The following is a 17,198-nucleotide window of genomic DNA, read 5'->3' on the forward strand; positions in this document are numbered from 1 at the left end:
GCACCGGCCGTTCGTTCATCGCCGACCCTGAGCGGCGACTCCCAGCTGTGCGAGCCTGTGGAGGTACGACTCGTAGCTGAAGTTCCGGCGGACGTGGCGCTGGGCGCCGGCGCTCAGCGCGAAGTACTCGTCCGGGTCGGAGCGGAGCCTGGTGACCAGGGCCGCGACGTCGTGCGGTTCACAGTACACGGCGCCTTCGCCGAAGACCTCTTCGAAGTGCGGGGGCAGGACGGTCACGCAGCCGGCGGCCATGGCCTCCAGGATGCTGCGGCCGAAGGCCTCCACCAACTGCGGGTGCGCGAAGTAGACGTAGAAGTCGATCTGGTGCAGGAACTCCCGGATGCCGACCTCGTCGTAGCGGTAGACGAGCCAGTTCCGCGGCGGGCGGCGGCGCTTGAGCACCTGGGCGGGGACCTCCGCGCCGCCCATGATCCGGACGTCGAACTCGGGGGAGGCGGGGTACGCCTGCAGGAGCACCGCGGGGTCGTCGGGCCATTTCATCTCGTTGTCGCGCGAGTGGCGGCCGATCACCGCCACCGGGCCGCGGAAGTGGGTGCGCGGCAGGCACCATTCGTCGGTGTCGATGATGCCGGGGACGTCGAAGGGGTGCAGGACGGAACGCTCGGTGAGCAGCGGCTCGATCGCGTGCCGCACCTGCGGCCCCTGCGGCGCCCATTCGGGCCACACCCCGAACAGCTCGTAGGCGTGCTGCTCGCAGGCCGCCGGCAGGTAGCGGCGGTCGCTGCCGTCGCGTTCGGACGGCGCCTGGTTGGCGAGGATCACCAGCCGGTCGACCTTCAGGGAGAAGGGGCCGCCGGGCGGGAACTGGAGGATGGGCGGGTACCGCAGGACGAGCAGCCGCACTTCGGCGTCGTCGGTGGCGGTCACGTGGTCGACCAGGCCGTCGTTGACGAGCTGCTGGATGTGCGGGGTGAGGTCGCGGTCGACGGCGCGGACGAAGCGGAACGGCGTGAAGTTCATGATCCCGACGCGCAGTCCGGCCCGGCGGGCCGCGTGGATCTCGTTGATCATCGACTTCTGCGGCCCTCCGAAGGAGACCCAGTCCCCCGCGTACACCACGTCGTACCGCTGCGCGGAGCTCGAGACGCGGAACCGGTAGGGCTGAAACACGGGGGCGCGCCGCCCGAGTCCCACGTGCGGGTCGGCGCTCCCTTCGCTGATGCGCTGGTGCCACAGCTGGTAGCCGGAGCGGTACGCGGACCGGGCGGGGTGGCGCCAGCCCGAGCCGAAGTCGCTGGAGGACAGCGACTCGGTCCCGGTACGCACCAGGGTCAGCACCTCGGCCATCTGCCGCACCGAGCGCCTGCCGAACGCGGCCTTGATGCGGCCGAGGTACTCGTTGTCGGCGGCCTTGCGGACGTCGTCCCAGTAGCCGATCCGCTCGAGGACCGCTTCGCGCCGGAACAGCAGCGAGCTGGCGCACGGCAGCACCGGCGCGCGGCGCAGGCGGGTGACCCGCAGGTCCTCGGTGAGCATGATGCTGCGCGAGATCGTGCCGACGAGTTCCGGGTCGGTCGTGAACGGCCGCAGGTGCAGTTCGAGGTGGCGGGGGTGCCACCAGTCGTCCGAGTCCTGCACGGCGACGAACGCGCCGCGTGCCGCGGCCAGCCCGGCGTTGCGGGCCCGGTAGGTGCCGCCGTTCTCGGCGAGCCTGATCACCCGCACGCGCTCGTCCAGGGCCGCGACCTTGTCGAGGATCTCCCCGTACGCAGGCCCCGAGGCGTCGTCGACGACGAGGACTTCGAGGTTCGCCCAGGTCTGCTCGAGCACGGACTGCACGGCGGCGAGCAACGGGAGGCCCCGCTGGTAGTTGGTGACGATGACCGAGACCAACTCGGGCGCCGGCACAGGCGCGGGCGCCTCCTTGACGTGCAGGCTGTCGAACACCGTTTCGGCGCTGCCGGGGGCGAGGTCCGGCAGCGGCGCCGGGACGACTCCGCCGAGCAGCGCCTTCCAGCGGGCCTCGTCGGCGGCCGCCGCGGCGTACCAGGGGTTGCACAGGTCCATCTCGATGCCGCGCCGCACATGCTCTTCGATGAGGCCGTACCGGTCCAGCAGCCGCCGGGCCTCGTCGAGGTCCCCGCGCAGCACCGCGAGTTCGGCGTGCGCGCCTTGGTCGCGGGGGTGGATCACCTCCGGCGGCCCGTGCCGGAGCGCCATCGCGTAGACGGCCCAGCCGTGGTCGAGGTCGGCCGGGCTCTCGGGCGCGCATACGAGCGCTCGGGCGAGGCGCGCGAGCGACGCGATGTCGACCTGGTGCCCCGCGAACAGCGCCGTTTCGGCCGTGGGATCGCCTGCGGCCGCGAGGAGGTCGCCGAGACCGACGGCCGGTTCGGCGATGCGGTGGGCGAGCAGACGCCGTCCTTCTATCGAGCGGGTGCGGATGACGGTGGAAACCAGCGACTCCGGGTCCTTTTTCCTAATCACCGACGTGTAATCGTCGATAAGCGCACTAGGAAAGCGGTCTCCGCTCATTCGGTCGGTCCAAATCCTCTGGGGTGTATGCAAGAAAAGGGGTTCGGGGGCGTCCAATATCGTATCCCACTCCGGCCCGTCGCCGGTTCCCCGAGATCGCGCCTGTACTGCCCGTCATGTGCGCGGACGCTCGTCTCAGCCGGATTCGGGTGCCTCGGTCGGCGGCCCCGTATTGCTATGATGACGCTTGTTTCCCCCGACTCCGTTGAGGACCCTGACCAATGAGACGAATCGCCCTGTTCTCCACCGCGCTGATTCTGGCGGTCGCCGGTTGCAGCGGCGCCTCTGACGATTCCGGAGACAAGCCCGAGACCGAACAGGAGGAGGGCCAGGGCAATGCGGCCGTCTCCTATGAAGAGCTCACCGAGCCGTACGACCTCGCGATCACGCCCCCGGAAGGGTTCGCCGCGGTGGACGCGGCCCGCGACCCGCTCCTGACCGAGGCCAGCCAGACGTGGACCTTCGCCCTTGAGGGGGGCGACCCCGAGAGCTTGCTCAACGTCACCACGTACTACCTCCCCGAGGGGACGACGGCCGCCGACTTCGAGAGCCAGGCCGCGATGATCCTCGAGTACGAGGCCCCGCTGGGGAACACCATCGAGGCGACGAACATCTACCCGGCGCAGGTCCACCGCCAGCCCGCGGTGCACCGCTACTTCAAGGACGCGGGCGGCGACAACGGCAGCCTGTTCATGCGGAACTTCTTCATGTTCGCGGGCCAGCACGTCATTCAGCTGACCTGCCAGTGGCGCAAGAACCACGCCGAGGTCACCCAGGGCTGCGAAGCGCTCGCCCAGGACTTCCCGTTCCCGGCGGGCTGGCCCACCGCGGACCCGGACGCCTGACCGCGCACGCGATCTGAGGCCCTGACCCGAGCGGGTCGGGGCCTCATTCCATGCCGGGCAACTGCTCGCCGAGCAGCGTCGCCAGCGACTTCGCGTAGTACGTCGTCATGTGGTGGCGGTCGCGGTAGACCAGGGTGTTCTCCACGATCACCGGGCACACGTCCGCAAGGCAGAACCACGCCATCGGGTCGATCACGGTGGCGCCCAGCTCCCCTTGGAGTTCCATGGCCTCGGCCCGCAGTTCGGGCTTGGCCACCGCGGCCTCCGGGTCGATCGCGCACTTGCGCGGGTCGCTCCCGTTCGCTGGCAGCGACAGGCATTCGGGCACCGAGCCCTCGGCCCACGGCGTGTCCGCGATCGCGACCACCTTCGCGCCCGTCTCGCTCAATGTGGTGACGGTCCGCTCCCAGCCGCCCAGCCAGGTCTCCTGCACCGAGTCGCCGTCCTCGGTGATCACAGTCGGGTCGGTGCTGCTCAGGACCACCATTTCCGGCTGCAGCTCGGCGAGTTCGGCGAACACGTCGTCCCGCCACTCGGTGCACTCGGTGTACTCGCGCTCCATGGCGCTGTTCTCCACCCGCACGTCCACTGCGGTGCAGGCGCTCTTGGTGCGCGTCAGCAGCCGCCAACCCTGCTCCTGCGCGATCGCCTCCATCGCGGGGAACCACTGCGCCGCATGGGAGTCGCCCATCAGCACCACGGTCGTGTCGGAGCCGGTGTCCCCGAAGTAGCAGCCGTCGGGGAGCGCCACCGCCTCCTGCTCGACGTGGCAGCCGTTCTCGTAGATGAGCGGCTTGTCGTCTTCGGCTTCGTCGAGGCTCGGCACGAGGTCGGCGGGGATCTCGGTGAGCGCCGCGCCCTCCTCGAGCCGGGACTCCACCACTTCCGTGTCCGTCGCGGCCTCGACCGGGTCGCCCTCGGACTCCCCGCCGGTCTTCGCGAACGCCGTGGTGAGGGTGACGATGAGGCCGATGCTCACGACCGAGCAGAGCACGCCGACCGCGAGCCCCCACAGGCTGCTGGCCTTGAGGAAGCGCGCGTTGCGGATCGGCTCCTCGATGTACTGGTACGAGACCTGGGAGACCGCGACCGCACCGAGGAGCAGGACCACGTTGAGCACGATCGAGGATTCGGCCCCGACTGCCAAGGGGATCAGGATGAGGATCGGCCAGTGCCACAGGTAGAGGCTGTACGAGATCTTCCCGAAGAACTGGAACGGCCCCGTGCTCAGGAGCCTGCCGACGGGGTGGCCGTCCGCGCCCGTGCCGGCGACGATGAGGAGCATGGTGCCCAGGACGGGCAGCAGGGCCGCGTAGCCGGGGAACGGGGTCGAGTCGCCGAACACGACTCCGGCGGCGAGCACCATGGCGAGGCCGCCGATGCCGAGAATCCACGCGACGGCTTTCGGAGTCTTCTTCCATGTGGGCAGGGAGAGCGCGAGGAGTGCGCCGGCCGCGAGCTCCCAGGCGCGGGTGTGCGCCGCGTAGTAGGCCGTGGGCTGCGACTGCTCGGTGACGAGGACCGAGAGCACAAGCGAGATCGCGAAGACCGCCGCGCAGGCGGCGACCGCCGCGCTGACGAACTTGCGCGGCGCCCGCTTCGCGAGGAGCAGCAGCCCGATGAGGAGCAGCGGCCACACGAGGTAGAACTGCTCTTCGACCGCCAGGGACCAGAACTGCTGGAACGGGGACGGCATCTGGTCGGCGTTCAGGTACTCGGTCTGTTCCGACACGAACCGGTAGTTGACGACATAAATGATGACGGTGAAGGCGTCTTGCATCACCGCTTCGAGGCGAGTGACCGGGAACCAAAGCCAAGTGCCGATCACCGTCGCGATCGTGACGACGGTCGCGGCGGGAAGAATACGGCGGGCGCGTCGGGCGTAGAACCCGGCGATGGAGATCTTGCCGGTGTCGAAGACCTCCTTCACCAGCAGTGAGGTGATGAGGAATCCGGACAAGACGAAGAAGACGTCGACGCCGATGTAACCGCCTGCGGCGAAACCGAATCCGGCGTGGGAAAGCAGGACCAGCAGCACGGCGACCGCGCGCAGGCCCTGGATGTCGGGGCGGAATCCGACGCCTTCCCAGTGGACGGGGACGCGCGTCGGAGGCGCCGCGGCGGGGCGCGGGTGGCCGCTGGTGTTCGGCCCCTGCGGCGGAGGCGCGGGGGCTCGGAAGGCGGGGCGGACGGGGTACGGACTCGGCGCGGTGCGTTGCGGCCCAGGGGCGGTGGGGACGCCGACCGGCGGGGCGGGGGCGGGCTGGGCGGTCGTCCCGACCGGGCTCGTCGGCAAGTGGAGGGTCTCCTCGTTGACACCGTTCCCGGCTGCGGCTCGGGGCTGGGGCCCGGGGGGCTGGGGCGAGGTCATGGTGCAGGATTCTCCGTCTAGGGGTGCCGGGCGCGTCGAGTCGCCCCATACTAGGCGCTCTGTCCCCGTCCGGCGGGCCGGTGTGAGGGGCCGGACGGTTCGGGCACATGGGGAGGGACCGCGAGTCTCCCCATCGTACCGAGGGAAGACCGGTGGGGCCGTACCGAGCAGCGCCGCGGCCCCGACCTGGAGTACAGGTCGGGGCCGCGGCGGTTCGCTAGAGCGCCTTGAGGACGCGCGGTTCGAGTCGGTAGAAGATCCAGCGGCCGAAGAACATCAGGAAGGCCGAGAAGCCGACGGCGACGCAGAACTGGTACATGTTGGGCGCCAGGCCCGGGATGAACGCCGCGCGGTGCATCGAGAAGATGCCGATGAGCGGGTTCGTGGAGAACAGGTCGTACAGCCAGGGGTTGTCCTTCATCGTGTCCGCTTCGGAAACCTTGGTCAGCGGGAAGATGATGGCCGAGGCGTAGAAGAGGACGCGCATGAACAGGCCCAGGAACCGCTCGACGTCCTTGAAGAGAACGTTGGCGGCGGCGAGGACGAAGACCATGCCGGTCAGGAGCATCACCTGCGTGAGGATGGCCGGGAAGAGCCAGAGCAGGTTGAGGCCCCAGGTGCCGTTGTCGATGAACGCGACGGCGATGATGATCGGGAAGCCGACGACGTACTCGGCGAAGCGCGCGAAGACCTTCGAGACAGGGAAGACCTCTCTGGGGACCTTCATGACGGTGATGAGGGCGGACTGGCCGCCGAGGGAACGGGTGCCTTCGTTCACCGCGGTCGAGAACCACTGGTAGGCGAAGATGCCGGAGACGATGAAGAGCAGGTACCCGGCGTCGTTGGGCAGCTCGCGGCCACTCTTGAAGACGATGTCGAAGACGAACCAGTAGATGAGCGTGAGGCCCAGCGGCTCGATGAGCGACCACAGGTAGCCCATCGCGGTCGACTGGTACTTCACGGCGAGGTCGCGTTTGACGAGGACCGACAGGGCGTGCCGGTGGCGCAGGAGCGCCGTGAAGCCGGTCGTGAGCGGGAACTTCCGCTTGAGCGGCTTGACCTCGGCGGTGCGGATGGCGCCAGTGGCCGGGCCCTCGTCGCTGCGGGCCGAGTCGAGGAAGGCCGGGAGCTCGGCGGTGTCGTCGAGGTTGCGGCGGATCGGGGAGGCGCCGGCGACCGGCATGTCGCGGCTGGGTTCGGGGCGGGTCGCGTAGGGCGCCTGCGGGACCTGGCCGGACGGGTCGGGCTGAGGGGCCGTCGCCGGAGGCGGCGGGGTCGGGTGGGCCGCGGCGGGGGGCGGCGGCGGGGTCGAGCTGTGGGGGGCCGGAGCGGTCGCCGGAGGCGGCGGGGCCTGCTGCGGCTGGTAGTGGCCGGGGGCGGGCTGGCCGTAGGGGTTCGGCTGGCCGGGGCCGTGGGGCTGCGGGCCGCCGTAGGGCTGCTGGCCCGGGCCGTGCGGCGGCGGGGGCTGGGTGCCGTAGGGCTGCTGGCCTTGGGGCGCACCGTAACCGGGCGGCGGGGCCTGGTGGGCGGGGGTGCCGTACGCCTGCTGCCCGGCGTAGCCGGCGGGGCCGTAGCCCTGCGGGGGGCGCGGCGGCGGGGAGCCAGCGGGCGCGCCCTGCGGCCCCGGGGTGATGCCGGGCGCGGCGGAGGGCGGCGGACTGGCGAAGGCCGCCGATCCGGAGCTCATGGACCCCGGCGGGTATCCCGCGGGGTTGGCCGAAGGCCCGGCGCCGAAGCCGCCTTGGGGGGCGGTCGCATCGGTGTGGTCCGGGTTCCCGTCATTGTTCCCGGCTGGGCCGGAGACGCCGTCGGGGTGCGGGCTAATCGAGCTCATGCATCATCTCCGTCAGGTGTCGCTCCAGCGCCACCGAGTCCAGTTCACGATGTTCGAGAATCGTATAACGGCCTGGCCGGGTCCTCGGAGCGTAGGCCACCGCTGTGGCGAGCTCCGCGGTCGTCAGGCCGAGTTCACTTGCCGTGCGCGGCAGGCCGTGCCGCCGCAAGGCGGCCGACAACTCCTGGAACAGGGCCTTGTCGCCCCGCAGCCACGTGCATATGAGCGCCCCCACGCCGCCTTGCGCCCCATGGGACGCGAGGCCGGGGTGGAGCGCTTCGAGCGCGTGCGCGATCTCGTGGCACCCGCCCGAGCAGGGCCGGGACGATCCGGCCATGCTGGAGGCGAGGCCGCCTTGGATGAGCGCGTCCGCGAGGGTCGCCAGGAACGCGTCGTCGGCGATCGTCCCGGGGTGGCGCAGCACGGCCTCGGCGCCGGTGCGCGCGATGGCGGCGGCGAGGCCGTCGACCGGTTCGCCGTTGACCTCGTGCGAGAGCTGCCAGTCGGCGACGGCCGAGAGGTTCGTCAGGGCGTCGCCGATGCCGGACTGCAGCTGGTGCGCGGGCGCCTGGCGGATGAAGTCGAGGTCGGCGAGGACGGCGAGCGGCGGGTGCACCCCGTAGGAGACCGAGACGCCGTCGCGTTCGAGGGACGCGGTGGGCGAGGCGAGGCCGTCGTGGGCGAGGCTCGTGGCGACCGAGACCATCGGCAGGCCCAGGTCGGAGGCGGCCCATTTCGCGGTGTCGAGCAGCTTGCCGCCGCCGATGCCGACGAGGGCGTCCACCCGGTGGTCGTCGCGGAGGCGCTTGGTGAGCTCCTTGGCGCTGTCGAGGCTGCCGGGGACGACGGTGTGGACCGTGGCGTCCGGCAGGTGGTCGAGCTCGGCCGCGATGCTCTCGCCCAGGCCGGGTCCGAGCGCGACGGCGACGCGGCCGCCCGAGGAGATCCGGGAGTCGGCGAGCAGTTCGGGGAGGCGCTTGAGCGCCCCGGCCGAGACCTCGACCGTGATGGGCGCCAGGACGGTGCGCGCGAAGGTCGGCAACTACAGGCCCTTCGCGCTCTGCTGCCTGGATCGCTCCGCACTCTGCGTTCTGGCTCGCTCCGCAAGCTGCGCGATCTCTTTCGCGACGGCCCAGTCGGCGTGGTCGTCGACCTCGGTCCAGGCCACCGGACCCGTGGAGACGGTGCCGATCTGGCCGGCCTCGGCGAGGAGCTGGAAGGCGTCCTCGTAGTAGAGGGTCGAGTCGCGCGTGTACGTCGCCTCGAGCGCCTTGGTGAGGTCTTCGGCGAGCCCGGCGGGGATGAGGCTCACGCCGATGTACTCGCCCGCGGCGGCCGCGATCGGCTGCAGCTTGTGGATGAGCTCGACGCCGCCTTCGCCGACGCGGACCTTCATCGCCTCGTCGGTGAGGGTCTTGTGGTCGTCGAGGGCGATGAGGAGGCGGGGGTCGGTCTCGGCGGCGGCGAGGAGGTTCCGCTCGATGCTCGTGGGGTGCACGGTGTCGCCGTTGACGAGGACGGCGCCGTCGCGGTAGTGCTCGCGCGCGGTCCACAGCGAGTACGCGTTGTTCCAGTGCGGCTTGTCGTTGTCGACGATCGTGACGGTGACGTCGTAGCGGGTCTCCAGGACCGGGGCGTGCTCGCGGATCCTCTCGGCGGCGTGGCCGACGGTGATCGCGAGGTCGGTGACGCCGACCTCGGCCAGGCCCCGCACGATCGTGTCGAGGATCGTCTCGGTCGCGGTGACCGGCAGGAGGGTCTTGGGGAGCGCGTCGGTGTCAGGGCGCAGGCGCTGTCCCTGTCCGGCGGCGAGGATGACGCCTCTCACGAGTTTGCGGCCTTCCGATCGACGGCTGTAACCCGCCTAGTTTACAAGTCCCGAAAGGGGGGAGGCCCCTGCCGAGTGTGCGCCTGCACACGTCGGCCGGGGCCTCCAACTGGGAAGGGGCGGCGACAGCGGGCTTGCGAGCTGTGCGTGAGCGCAGCCCGGAAGATCGGTCACCGCTTCCTTCTACAACGAGCCTCGGAAGGCCCGGTTACGCCTTACTTGGCGACGGCCTTGGCGAGGTTCTCCGACAGGGTGTCGAGGAACTCGTCCGTGGTCTGCCACTCCTGGTCCTTGCCGACGAGGGCGGCGAGGTCCTTGGTCATCTTGCCGCTCTCGACGGTGTCGATGACGACCTTCTCGAGCTCGTCGGCGAAGCCGGTGACCTCGGGGGTGCCGTCGAGCTTGCCGCGGTGGGCCAGGCCGCGGGTCCACGCGAAGATCGAGGCGATCGGGTTGGTCGAGGTCTTCTCGCCGCGCTGGTGGGCGCGGTAGTGGCGGGTCACGGTGCCGTGGGCGGCCTCGGCCTCGACGGTCTTGCCGTCGGGGGTCATGAGCACCGAGGTCATGAGGCCGAGCGAGCCGAAGCCCTGCGCGACGGTGTCGGACTGGACGTCGCCGTCGTAGTTCTTGCAGGCCCAGACGTAGCCGCCCTCCCACTTCATGGCCGCGGCGACCATGTCGTCGATGAGGCGGTGCTCGTAGGTGAGGCCCTTGGCGTCGAACTCGGCCTTGAACTCCTCGTCGAAGATCTCCTGGAACACGTCCTTGAACATGCCGTCGTAGGCCTTGAGGATGGTGTTCTTGGTGGACATGTAGACCGGGTAGTTGCGGGCCAGGCCGTAGCGGAACGAGGCGCGCGCGAAGTCCTCGATGGACTTCTTGTAGTTGTACATCGACATGGCGACGCCGCCGCCCTCCGGGTACTCCGCGACCTGGAACTCGATCGGCTCGGAGCCGTCGGCCGGGGTGAAGGTGACGGTGAGGGTGCCGGGGCGGTCGACCTTGAAGTCGGTGGCCTTGTACTGGTCGCCGTGGGCGTGGCGGCCGATGATGATCGGCTGGGTCCAGCCCGGGACCAGGCGGGGCACGTTGCTCATGATGATCGGCTCGCGGAAGACCACGCCGCCGAGGATGTTGCGGATGGTGCCGTTCGGGGAGCGCCACATCTTCTTGAGGCCGAACTCCTCGACGCGGGCCTCGTCGGGGGTGATGGTGGCGCACTTGACGCCGACGTTGTACTGGTTGATCGCGTTGGCGGCGTCCACGGTGACCTGGTCGTCGGTCGCGTCGCGGTGCTCGATCGAGAGGTCGTAGTACTTGAGGTCCACGTCCAGGTAGGGGTGGATCAGCTCGTCCTTGATCTTGCTCCAGATGATGCGGGTCATCTCGTCGCCGTCGAGCTCGACGACCGGGTTCGCCACTTTGATCTTCGCCATAGTCTCGCTACCTCTCCTCGCGCTCACCTGCGCCTGGTGTGGATGCGCCGTGATGGCGCCGGGGCTCGCGCCCCTAACAGTACGAGCGTACTGGCTTTACCGTGGAAGGCCGCGCCCGGCCCCGGGAGTCAATGGTCACAGCACGGACGCTCGGATAACGATTCCGTCTCAAGGCTGGCGTGCGCCCGGTCACGACGGGTAGCTTTCTTAACTAGAAACAATCTTTCCAATTTGTTTCGCCCCCAGACACCTGGAACTTCACGGCTCGTCCGCGAGCCCAGTCCCGACTAGCGCACGAAGGAGTGCCCGAGGTGACCGCACCTGCCGCCTCCCTTCCGCAATCCGCTGCGGAAGGCACGCCGCCCCGCACCGCCGCCACCGTGGTCAGGCGCGTGTGGACCTCTTACGCCTTCCGCCGGGTCCTCCAGTCCGTGTTCGTGATCTGGCTGGTCTCGACGATCACCTTCCTGCTCATGCACTTCATGCCCGGCGACCCGATCGAGATCATGGCCGGCCGCCTCAACAGCGCCGGCATGTCGCACGACCAGGCCATGGCCACCGCCGCGAACCTCGTCAACTACGACCCCGACGCCTCGGCCTGGGGCCAGTACCTGGAGTTCATGAAGGGCCTGGTCACCCTCGACTTCGGCAACTCCCTCACCAACCCGAGCAAGACGGTCTTCGAGCACGTCATGGAGTACCTGCCCTGGACGCTGTTCTCGGTGGGCGCGGGCGTGGTCTTCGCGGTCGTCATCGGCGTCTCGGCCGGCATGGCCATGGCCTACCGCCGCGGCTCGGCGTTCGACCACTCGATGACCTCGCTCGGCTCGTTCCTCACGGGCGTGCCGAACTACATCCTCATCGCGGCCGTCGTCGTCATCGGCTACACGGTGCTGGGCATCCTGCCCTTCCTCGACATGCGCGGGCGCATCACCGCCGGCGTCGAGCCCGGGTTCGACCCCGTGTTCCTCGGCGACGCGGTCTTCCACGCGATCCTGCCGATCATCGCCTTCGCGTTCACCGCCACCGGCTCCTTCATGCTCAACATGAAGGCCGCCACCACCGAAGTGCTCACCGAGGACTACGTGACGGTGGCGCGCGCCCGCGGCCTCAAGCCCGGCCGCATCTCCCGCGGTTACGTGGGGCGCAACGCGCTCCTGCCGGTCGTCCCGCAGATCGCGCTCCAAATGGGGATGCTCGTGGGCGGCTCGATCGTCATCGAGCAGATCCTCGACTACCCCGGCGTCGGCCAGATGCTCATGAGCGCCATCGCCGACCGGGACTACCCCGTCGTGCAGGCCGCCGTGATCATCCTCGCGACCTCGGTGGTCGTCGCCAGCCTCATCGTGGACCTCGTCCTGGTCAAGATCGACCCCCGCATCAAGTCCGAAGGGCAGGACGCCTGATGACCACCCTCGATGCGGCGATCGCCAAGCCGCGCAAGCAGTTCCGCGAGACGTTCTTCGGCCGGGCGTGGACCGGGCTGACCCGCTCCCCCGCCGGGTTCGCCGGCACCGTACTGGTCCTGGGGATCGTGCTGTTCTCCTTCGTCGGCCCGCTCGTGGTCGACCAGGACAACCCGACCGACACGACGAAGATCTGGACCGAACCGTCCGCTGAGCACTGGCTCGGCACCCAGTACGAAGGCAAGGACACCTTCACGATCCTGGTGAACTCCGGCGCCGAGCCCATCTGGGTCGGCACCCTCGCCGCCCTCATGGCCGTGTTCGTGGCCGTCGTCTTCGGTTCCGCCGCAGGCTACTTCCGCGGCAAGATCGACGCGGTCCTGCTCCAGCTCACCGACGTCACGGTCACCATCCCGCAGTTCCTGCTCATGCTCGCGGTCGTGGCGTTCTTCGACGACATCCCGGCGTGGGGCATCGCGTTCGTGGTCGGCTCCACCATGTGGGCCTTCCTGTTCCGCTCCATCCGCGCGCAGGTCATGTCCCTCAAAGAACGCGAGTTCGTCGAAGCCGCCAGGCTGCAGGACCTCGGGACCGCCCGCATCGTCTTCCGGGAGATCCTGCCGAACATGGCCGGGTTCATCTTCGTGAACTTCGTGATCGCGGTGAACCAGGCGATCTACGCGATCGTCGGCCTCTACGTGCTCGGCCTCATGCCCTCCGGCACCCCCAACTGGGGGCTGATGATCCACCAGTCGTGGAGCCAGAACTTCTACCTCAACCCGGTCGCGCTGCCGTTCGTCATCGCGCCGCTGCTCATGATCGTGCTCTTCACGATCGGCCTGGTGACCATGGGCCGCGGCCTCGACCAGGCCCTCAACCCGCGACTGCGAGAAAGGTAAGAGGCATGAGCGACCCGATTCTCAGCGTCCGCGACCTCTCGATCGCCTACCGCACCGGCCGGAAGGAGTCGGTGACCGCCGTCAGCGGCATCGACCTCGACCTCTACGAAGGCCAATCCCTGGCGCTCGTGGGCGAGTCCGGCTGCGGCAAGACCACCCTCGGCCTCGGCCTGCTGCGGCTGCTCCCGAACCTCGGCGAGATCACCTCCGGTTCCCTCACCTACCGGCTCAAGGACGGCACGCGCGCCGACCTCCTCCAGATGAAGAAGGAGCCGCTGCGCCGCTTCCGCTGGAACGAGGCCGCGATGGTCTTCCAGGGCGCCATGAACGCCTTCAACCCGGTCATCCGCATCGTCGACCACTTCGCCGACACCCTCCGCGACCACGCGGACGGCAAGAAGTGGACGAGGGCCGCCGTCGAGGCCCGCGCCGGGGAGCTCCTGGAGACCGTGCGGCTCGACCCCGACCGGGTGCTCCAGTCCTACCCGCACGAGCTCTCCGGCGGCATGAAGCAGCGCGCGCTCATCGCGCTCGCCATCGCCCTCGACCCGCAGGTGCTCGTCCTCGACGAGCCGACCACCGCGCTCGACCTGCTCACGCAGCGCTCGATCGTGCAGCAGCTCCACGAGCTCCGCGGCAAGTTCGGGTTCACGATGGTGTTCATCACCCACGACCTCGGCCTCGCCGCCGAGCTCGCCGACCGGGTCGCCACCATGTACGCCGGCCGCATCATCGAGACCGGCTCGGCCCGCGACATCTTCTACGAACCCAAGCACCCGTACACGGCCGGGCTCATCAACGCGGTCATGCCCGTCAAGGGCGACCGGCCCGCGCTCGAGTCGATCCCCGGCTACCCGCCCAGCCTCAAGGCCATGCCCGACGGCTGCGCCTTCAACCCGCGCTGCGCCTCCGCCACCGACGAGTGCAAACGCGACCGCGTCCCGCTCTCGCTCCTCACCGAGCGTCCCCTGGGGATGGACCACTCCGTGGCCTGCCTCCACCACGACCAGGTCCGCCTCCCCCGCAGTGCCAATGATCGGCTCGCAAGCGTCACCGAAGGAGAGAGCGCCAATGCCTAGCGCCCCCTTGCTGAAGCTCTCCGGCATGGAGCAGGTCTTCGACACCAAGAAGGGCCCCGTGCCCGCCGTCGGCGGCGTCGACCTCGAGGTCAAGCCCGGCAAGGTCCTCTGCCTCGTCGGCGAGTCCGGTTGCGGCAAGACCACGACCGCCCGCGCCGCCGCCGGCCTCACCCGGCCCACCGCCGGCACCGTCGAGTACCGCGGCAAGGACCTCGCGGACATGACCGCCGCCGAACGCGGCCAGTACCGCCGCTCGGTGCAGTACATCCACCAGGACCCGTACGCCGCGCTCAACCCGACCCGCACCGTCTACTCGACCCTCAGCGCCGGGCTCAAGCGGCACGGCATCGTCAAGAACCGCACCGAGGCCCGCGCCAAGGCCGCCGAGCTCCTGCAGCTCGTCGACCTCACCCCGCCCGAGTCCTACCTGGACTCCTACCCGCACCAGCTCTCCGGCGGCCAGCGCCAGCGCGTGAACGTCGCGCGCTCGCTCGCGCTGAACCCGGACCTGCTCATCTGCGACGAGTCGACCTCCATGCTGGACGTCTCGATCCGGGTGAGCCTGCTCAACACCCTCGGGAGGCTGCGCGACGAGCTCGACGTCGGCTTCCTGTTCATCACCCACGACCTCGCCGTCGCGAAGTACTTCGCGTGGGACGGCGAGATCGCGGTCATGTACCTGGGGAAGGTCGTCGAGCACGGCCCGACCCCAGAGGTCATCGGGAACCCGCAGCATCCGTACACCAAGGCCCTCATCGGCGCGGTGTGCGAGCCGGACCCCGACCTGGCGAAGGCCAACCGCGCGGCGGAGCAGCTGCGGTCGGCGGAGATCCCGAGCCTCCGCGACCTGCCCGCCGGGTGCGCCTTCCACCCCCGTTGTCCCGCTTTCGAACCGGGCCTGTGCGACACGGCCGCACCGGTCCTCCTAGACACCCCTTCCCGGAGGCGGTTGTCCTGCCACGTGGTGTCCCGCGACTTGCAGCGGGCGCCGGACGCGGACCGGACGATCACCTTCGACGCCGTGCCCGGCTCACGGCGTCCCGAGCCCGAGACAGCGCACTGACCTCGCGGCCCGGACGGCTATACAGCTCTCTCCCTACCTCATCTCGATCAACCCGTAGCCCTCACTTTGAAAGACGGCTCAACGAAAGGAACTGGCGATGACCTCTCAGCAATTCGAGCTCAGCCGACGTCGGCTCATGCAGGCGGTCGGCCTCGGCGCCGGCGCCGTGGCGACGACGAGCGTGCTCGGCGCCTGCCAGGCCAAGGGCTCGGAGGGCGAAGGCGCCTCCGGGAAGTTCGTCTACGTCTACCCGTTCGACGTGACCACGCAGCACTTCAACGCGGCGATCCCCAACGCGGCGCTGCTGGTTCCGGCCCCGAACGCGGAGCTGTTCATCCCGCGCCCGGCGATCCTGAACTGGGACAGCCAGGAGTGGATCCCGCAGCTGGCCGAGTCGGTGGACCTCGCCGGCACGACCCTGACCATCAAGCTGCGCTCGGGCGTCAAGTGGACCGACGGGAACGCCGTGACCGCCAAGGACCTCGTGGGCACGATCTACCTGCAGAAGCTCAACGCCCCGCAGGGCACCGTCGGCTGGGACCAGCTCACCTCGGCGACCGCCGACGACGACACCACGGTGACGGTGCAGTACTCGGCGGCGTTCCCCGGCGTCGAGCACGGCGCCCTCAAGGTGCAGGTGCTGCCGCACGCCCGCTACGGCGAGTGGATGGACGAGGCCGAGGCGCTGGTCGCGGCCGGTGCGATCCAGGGTTCCCCGGAGCAGTCGGCGCTGGCCGAGAAGATCGCGGCTGAGGACTTCAAGGACGCCGAGGGCGGGTTCATCTCCTGCGGCGCCTACAAGTTCAAGGACATCGGCGAGACCGTCATCACCATGGAGGTCCACCAGGACGGGCTCTTCGCCGACCAGGTGAAGTTCCAGACGTTCGAGATCCAGAAGGGCGACAACGCCACTTCGGTGCAGCTGCTGCTGGCGAGCGAGGTGGACTACTCGACGCAGGTGCTCGGCGCGACCGACCGCCAGACGATCGCGGGCGTGCAGGGGCTCAAGGAGCTCTCGACGCCCGGTTACGACGGCATCGGCCTGATGCTCAACCAGGGCCGGTTCCCGGAGTTCGCGGACGTCAACGTGCGCAAGGCGTTCATGTACGTACTCGACACCGAGCAGATCGGCGAGATCGCGAAGGGCCAGGGCGGCTACTACCTGCCGAAGACGTACACGGGTCTGGCCGACCCGCACGCCGAGGGCCTGTTCGACGACGTGGAGCTCGAGTACTACTCGGTCGACCACGCGAAGGCGACGAGCCTCCTCGAGGGCGCGGGCTGGAAGAAGGAGTCGGACGGCTGGCACAAGCCGGACGGGTCGCTCGCCGAGTACACCATCATCGGCGTCGAGGGCTGGACGGACTTCACGCTCTCGGGCGAGCAGGCCGCGGCGCAGCTCAAGGAGTTCGGGCTGCAGGTCTCGTACGAGAACGTGCCCGAGGACAACCCGTGGGGCATCTGGGGCGCGGGCGACTACGACATCGCGGTGCGCCAGTGGGCGAACCCGTTCGTGCCTTACGTCTACGGCGCGTGGCAGATGACCTGGTTCACCGACAACGGTTTGACCGCCGACGCGATGGGCATGGGCGTGCCGGTGGACGCGGTCGAGACGGCGTCCCAGGGCACGGTGAACGTCGCGGAGCTGTACCTCCAGTCCCAGCAGGGCACCGAGGAGGAGCAGATGGCCGCGCACAAGATCCTCGGCGTGGTCTTCAACGAGACCCTGCCGCGCCTGCCGCTGTTCCTGAACCAGCGCGTCTCGTACGCGGTGGACGGCAAGCGCGTCAAGTCGATCGACCCGGGCGACTACGACCTGAACGACATCTACTTCGACAACCCGATCATGGTCCGCATCCTCGAAGGCGCGATCGAGCCCGCTTAAGTCGCACCCCACAGGGGGCCATGGGACCCGCTCCCCCCGAGCGGGTCCCATGGCCC

Annotated in this window: 12 protein-coding genes; 6 read left to right on the forward strand and 6 right to left on the reverse strand. The window is 69.4% G+C overall.

Annotation, left to right across the window (positions count from 1 at the left end; all coding sequences use genetic code 11):
* Positions 1-15: 15 nt before the first annotated feature.
* Complete coding sequence (locus AB0K52_RS14905) at positions 16-2,448, reverse strand: glycosyltransferase (RefSeq protein ID WP_363531612.1); 2,433 nt, start codon at positions 2,446-2,448, stop codon at positions 16-18.
* 269 nt (positions 2,449-2,717) lie between these two features.
* Here AB0K52_RS14905 and AB0K52_RS14910 point away from each other — a divergent pair, with 269 nt between their 5' ends.
* Positions 2,718-3,341 (forward strand): hypothetical protein, encoded by a 624-nt coding sequence (locus AB0K52_RS14910; RefSeq protein ID WP_363531615.1) that lies wholly within the window; start codon positions 2,718-2,720, stop codon positions 3,339-3,341.
* Between the two features lie 43 nt (positions 3,342-3,384).
* Here the strand turns inward: AB0K52_RS14910 and AB0K52_RS14915 are convergent, their stop codons facing one another.
* The 5 genes from AB0K52_RS14915 to AB0K52_RS14935 all read right to left on the reverse strand — a co-directional run bounded on the left by AB0K52_RS14915 (position 3,385) and on the right by AB0K52_RS14935 (position 10,810).
* On the reverse strand, positions 3,385-5,712 hold the full coding sequence (locus AB0K52_RS14915) for an acyltransferase family protein (protein ID WP_363531618.1): 2,328 nt from the start codon (positions 5,710-5,712) through the stop codon (positions 3,385-3,387).
* 217 nt (positions 5,713-5,929) lie between these two features.
* Complete coding sequence (locus AB0K52_RS14920) at positions 5,930-7,546, reverse strand: ABC transporter permease (protein WP_363531621.1); 1,617 nt, start codon at positions 7,544-7,546, stop codon at positions 5,930-5,932.
* Positions 7,533-8,588: an iron-containing alcohol dehydrogenase family protein gene (locus AB0K52_RS14925; protein ID WP_363531624.1), complete on the reverse strand. Its 1,056-nt coding sequence runs from the start codon at positions 8,586-8,588 to the stop codon at positions 7,533-7,535. Before AB0K52_RS14925 ends, AB0K52_RS14920 begins: the two co-directional genes overlap by 14 nt.
* Positions 8,589-9,374, reverse strand: coding sequence for an NTP transferase domain-containing protein (locus tag AB0K52_RS14930; RefSeq protein ID WP_363531627.1), 786 nt, complete (start codon positions 9,372-9,374; stop codon positions 8,589-8,591).
* 215 nt (positions 9,375-9,589) lie between these two features.
* Entirely contained in the window at positions 9,590-10,810 is a 1,221-nt protein-coding gene (locus AB0K52_RS14935; protein ID WP_363531630.1) for an NADP-dependent isocitrate dehydrogenase, read from the reverse strand.
* A gap of 311 nt (positions 10,811-11,121) precedes the next feature.
* Between AB0K52_RS14935 and AB0K52_RS14940 the strand changes: the two genes are divergently transcribed.
* The 5 genes from AB0K52_RS14940 (at position 11,122) to AB0K52_RS14960 (ending at position 17,142) form a co-directional block, all read left to right on the forward strand.
* Complete coding sequence (locus AB0K52_RS14940; RefSeq protein WP_363531633.1) at positions 11,122-12,216, forward strand: ABC transporter permease; 1,095 nt, start codon at positions 11,122-11,124, stop codon at positions 12,214-12,216.
* Positions 12,216-13,115 (forward strand): ABC transporter permease, encoded by a 900-nt coding sequence (locus AB0K52_RS14945; RefSeq protein WP_363531636.1) that lies wholly within the window; start codon positions 12,216-12,218, stop codon positions 13,113-13,115. The genes AB0K52_RS14940 and AB0K52_RS14945 overlap by 1 nt, the downstream gene beginning before the upstream one ends.
* Before the next feature lie 5 nt (positions 13,116-13,120).
* Positions 13,121-14,194, forward strand: a complete 1,074-nt coding sequence (locus AB0K52_RS14950; protein ID WP_363531639.1) for an ABC transporter ATP-binding protein — start codon at positions 13,121-13,123, stop codon at positions 14,192-14,194.
* Positions 14,187-15,257, forward strand: a complete 1,071-nt coding sequence (locus tag AB0K52_RS14955) for an ABC transporter ATP-binding protein (RefSeq protein WP_363531642.1) — start codon at positions 14,187-14,189, stop codon at positions 15,255-15,257. Before AB0K52_RS14950 ends, AB0K52_RS14955 begins: the two co-directional genes overlap by 8 nt.
* Before the next feature lie 97 nt (positions 15,258-15,354).
* Positions 15,355-17,142, forward strand: a complete 1,788-nt coding sequence (locus AB0K52_RS14960) for an ABC transporter substrate-binding protein (RefSeq protein ID WP_363531645.1) — start codon at positions 15,355-15,357, stop codon at positions 17,140-17,142.
* The last annotated feature ends 56 nt before the right edge of the window (positions 17,143-17,198 follow it).

The organism is Glycomyces sp. NPDC049804 (assembly GCF_040674615.1).
GTDB classification, from domain to species: Bacteria; Actinomycetota; Actinomycetes; order Mycobacteriales; family Micromonosporaceae; genus Glycomyces; species Glycomyces niveus.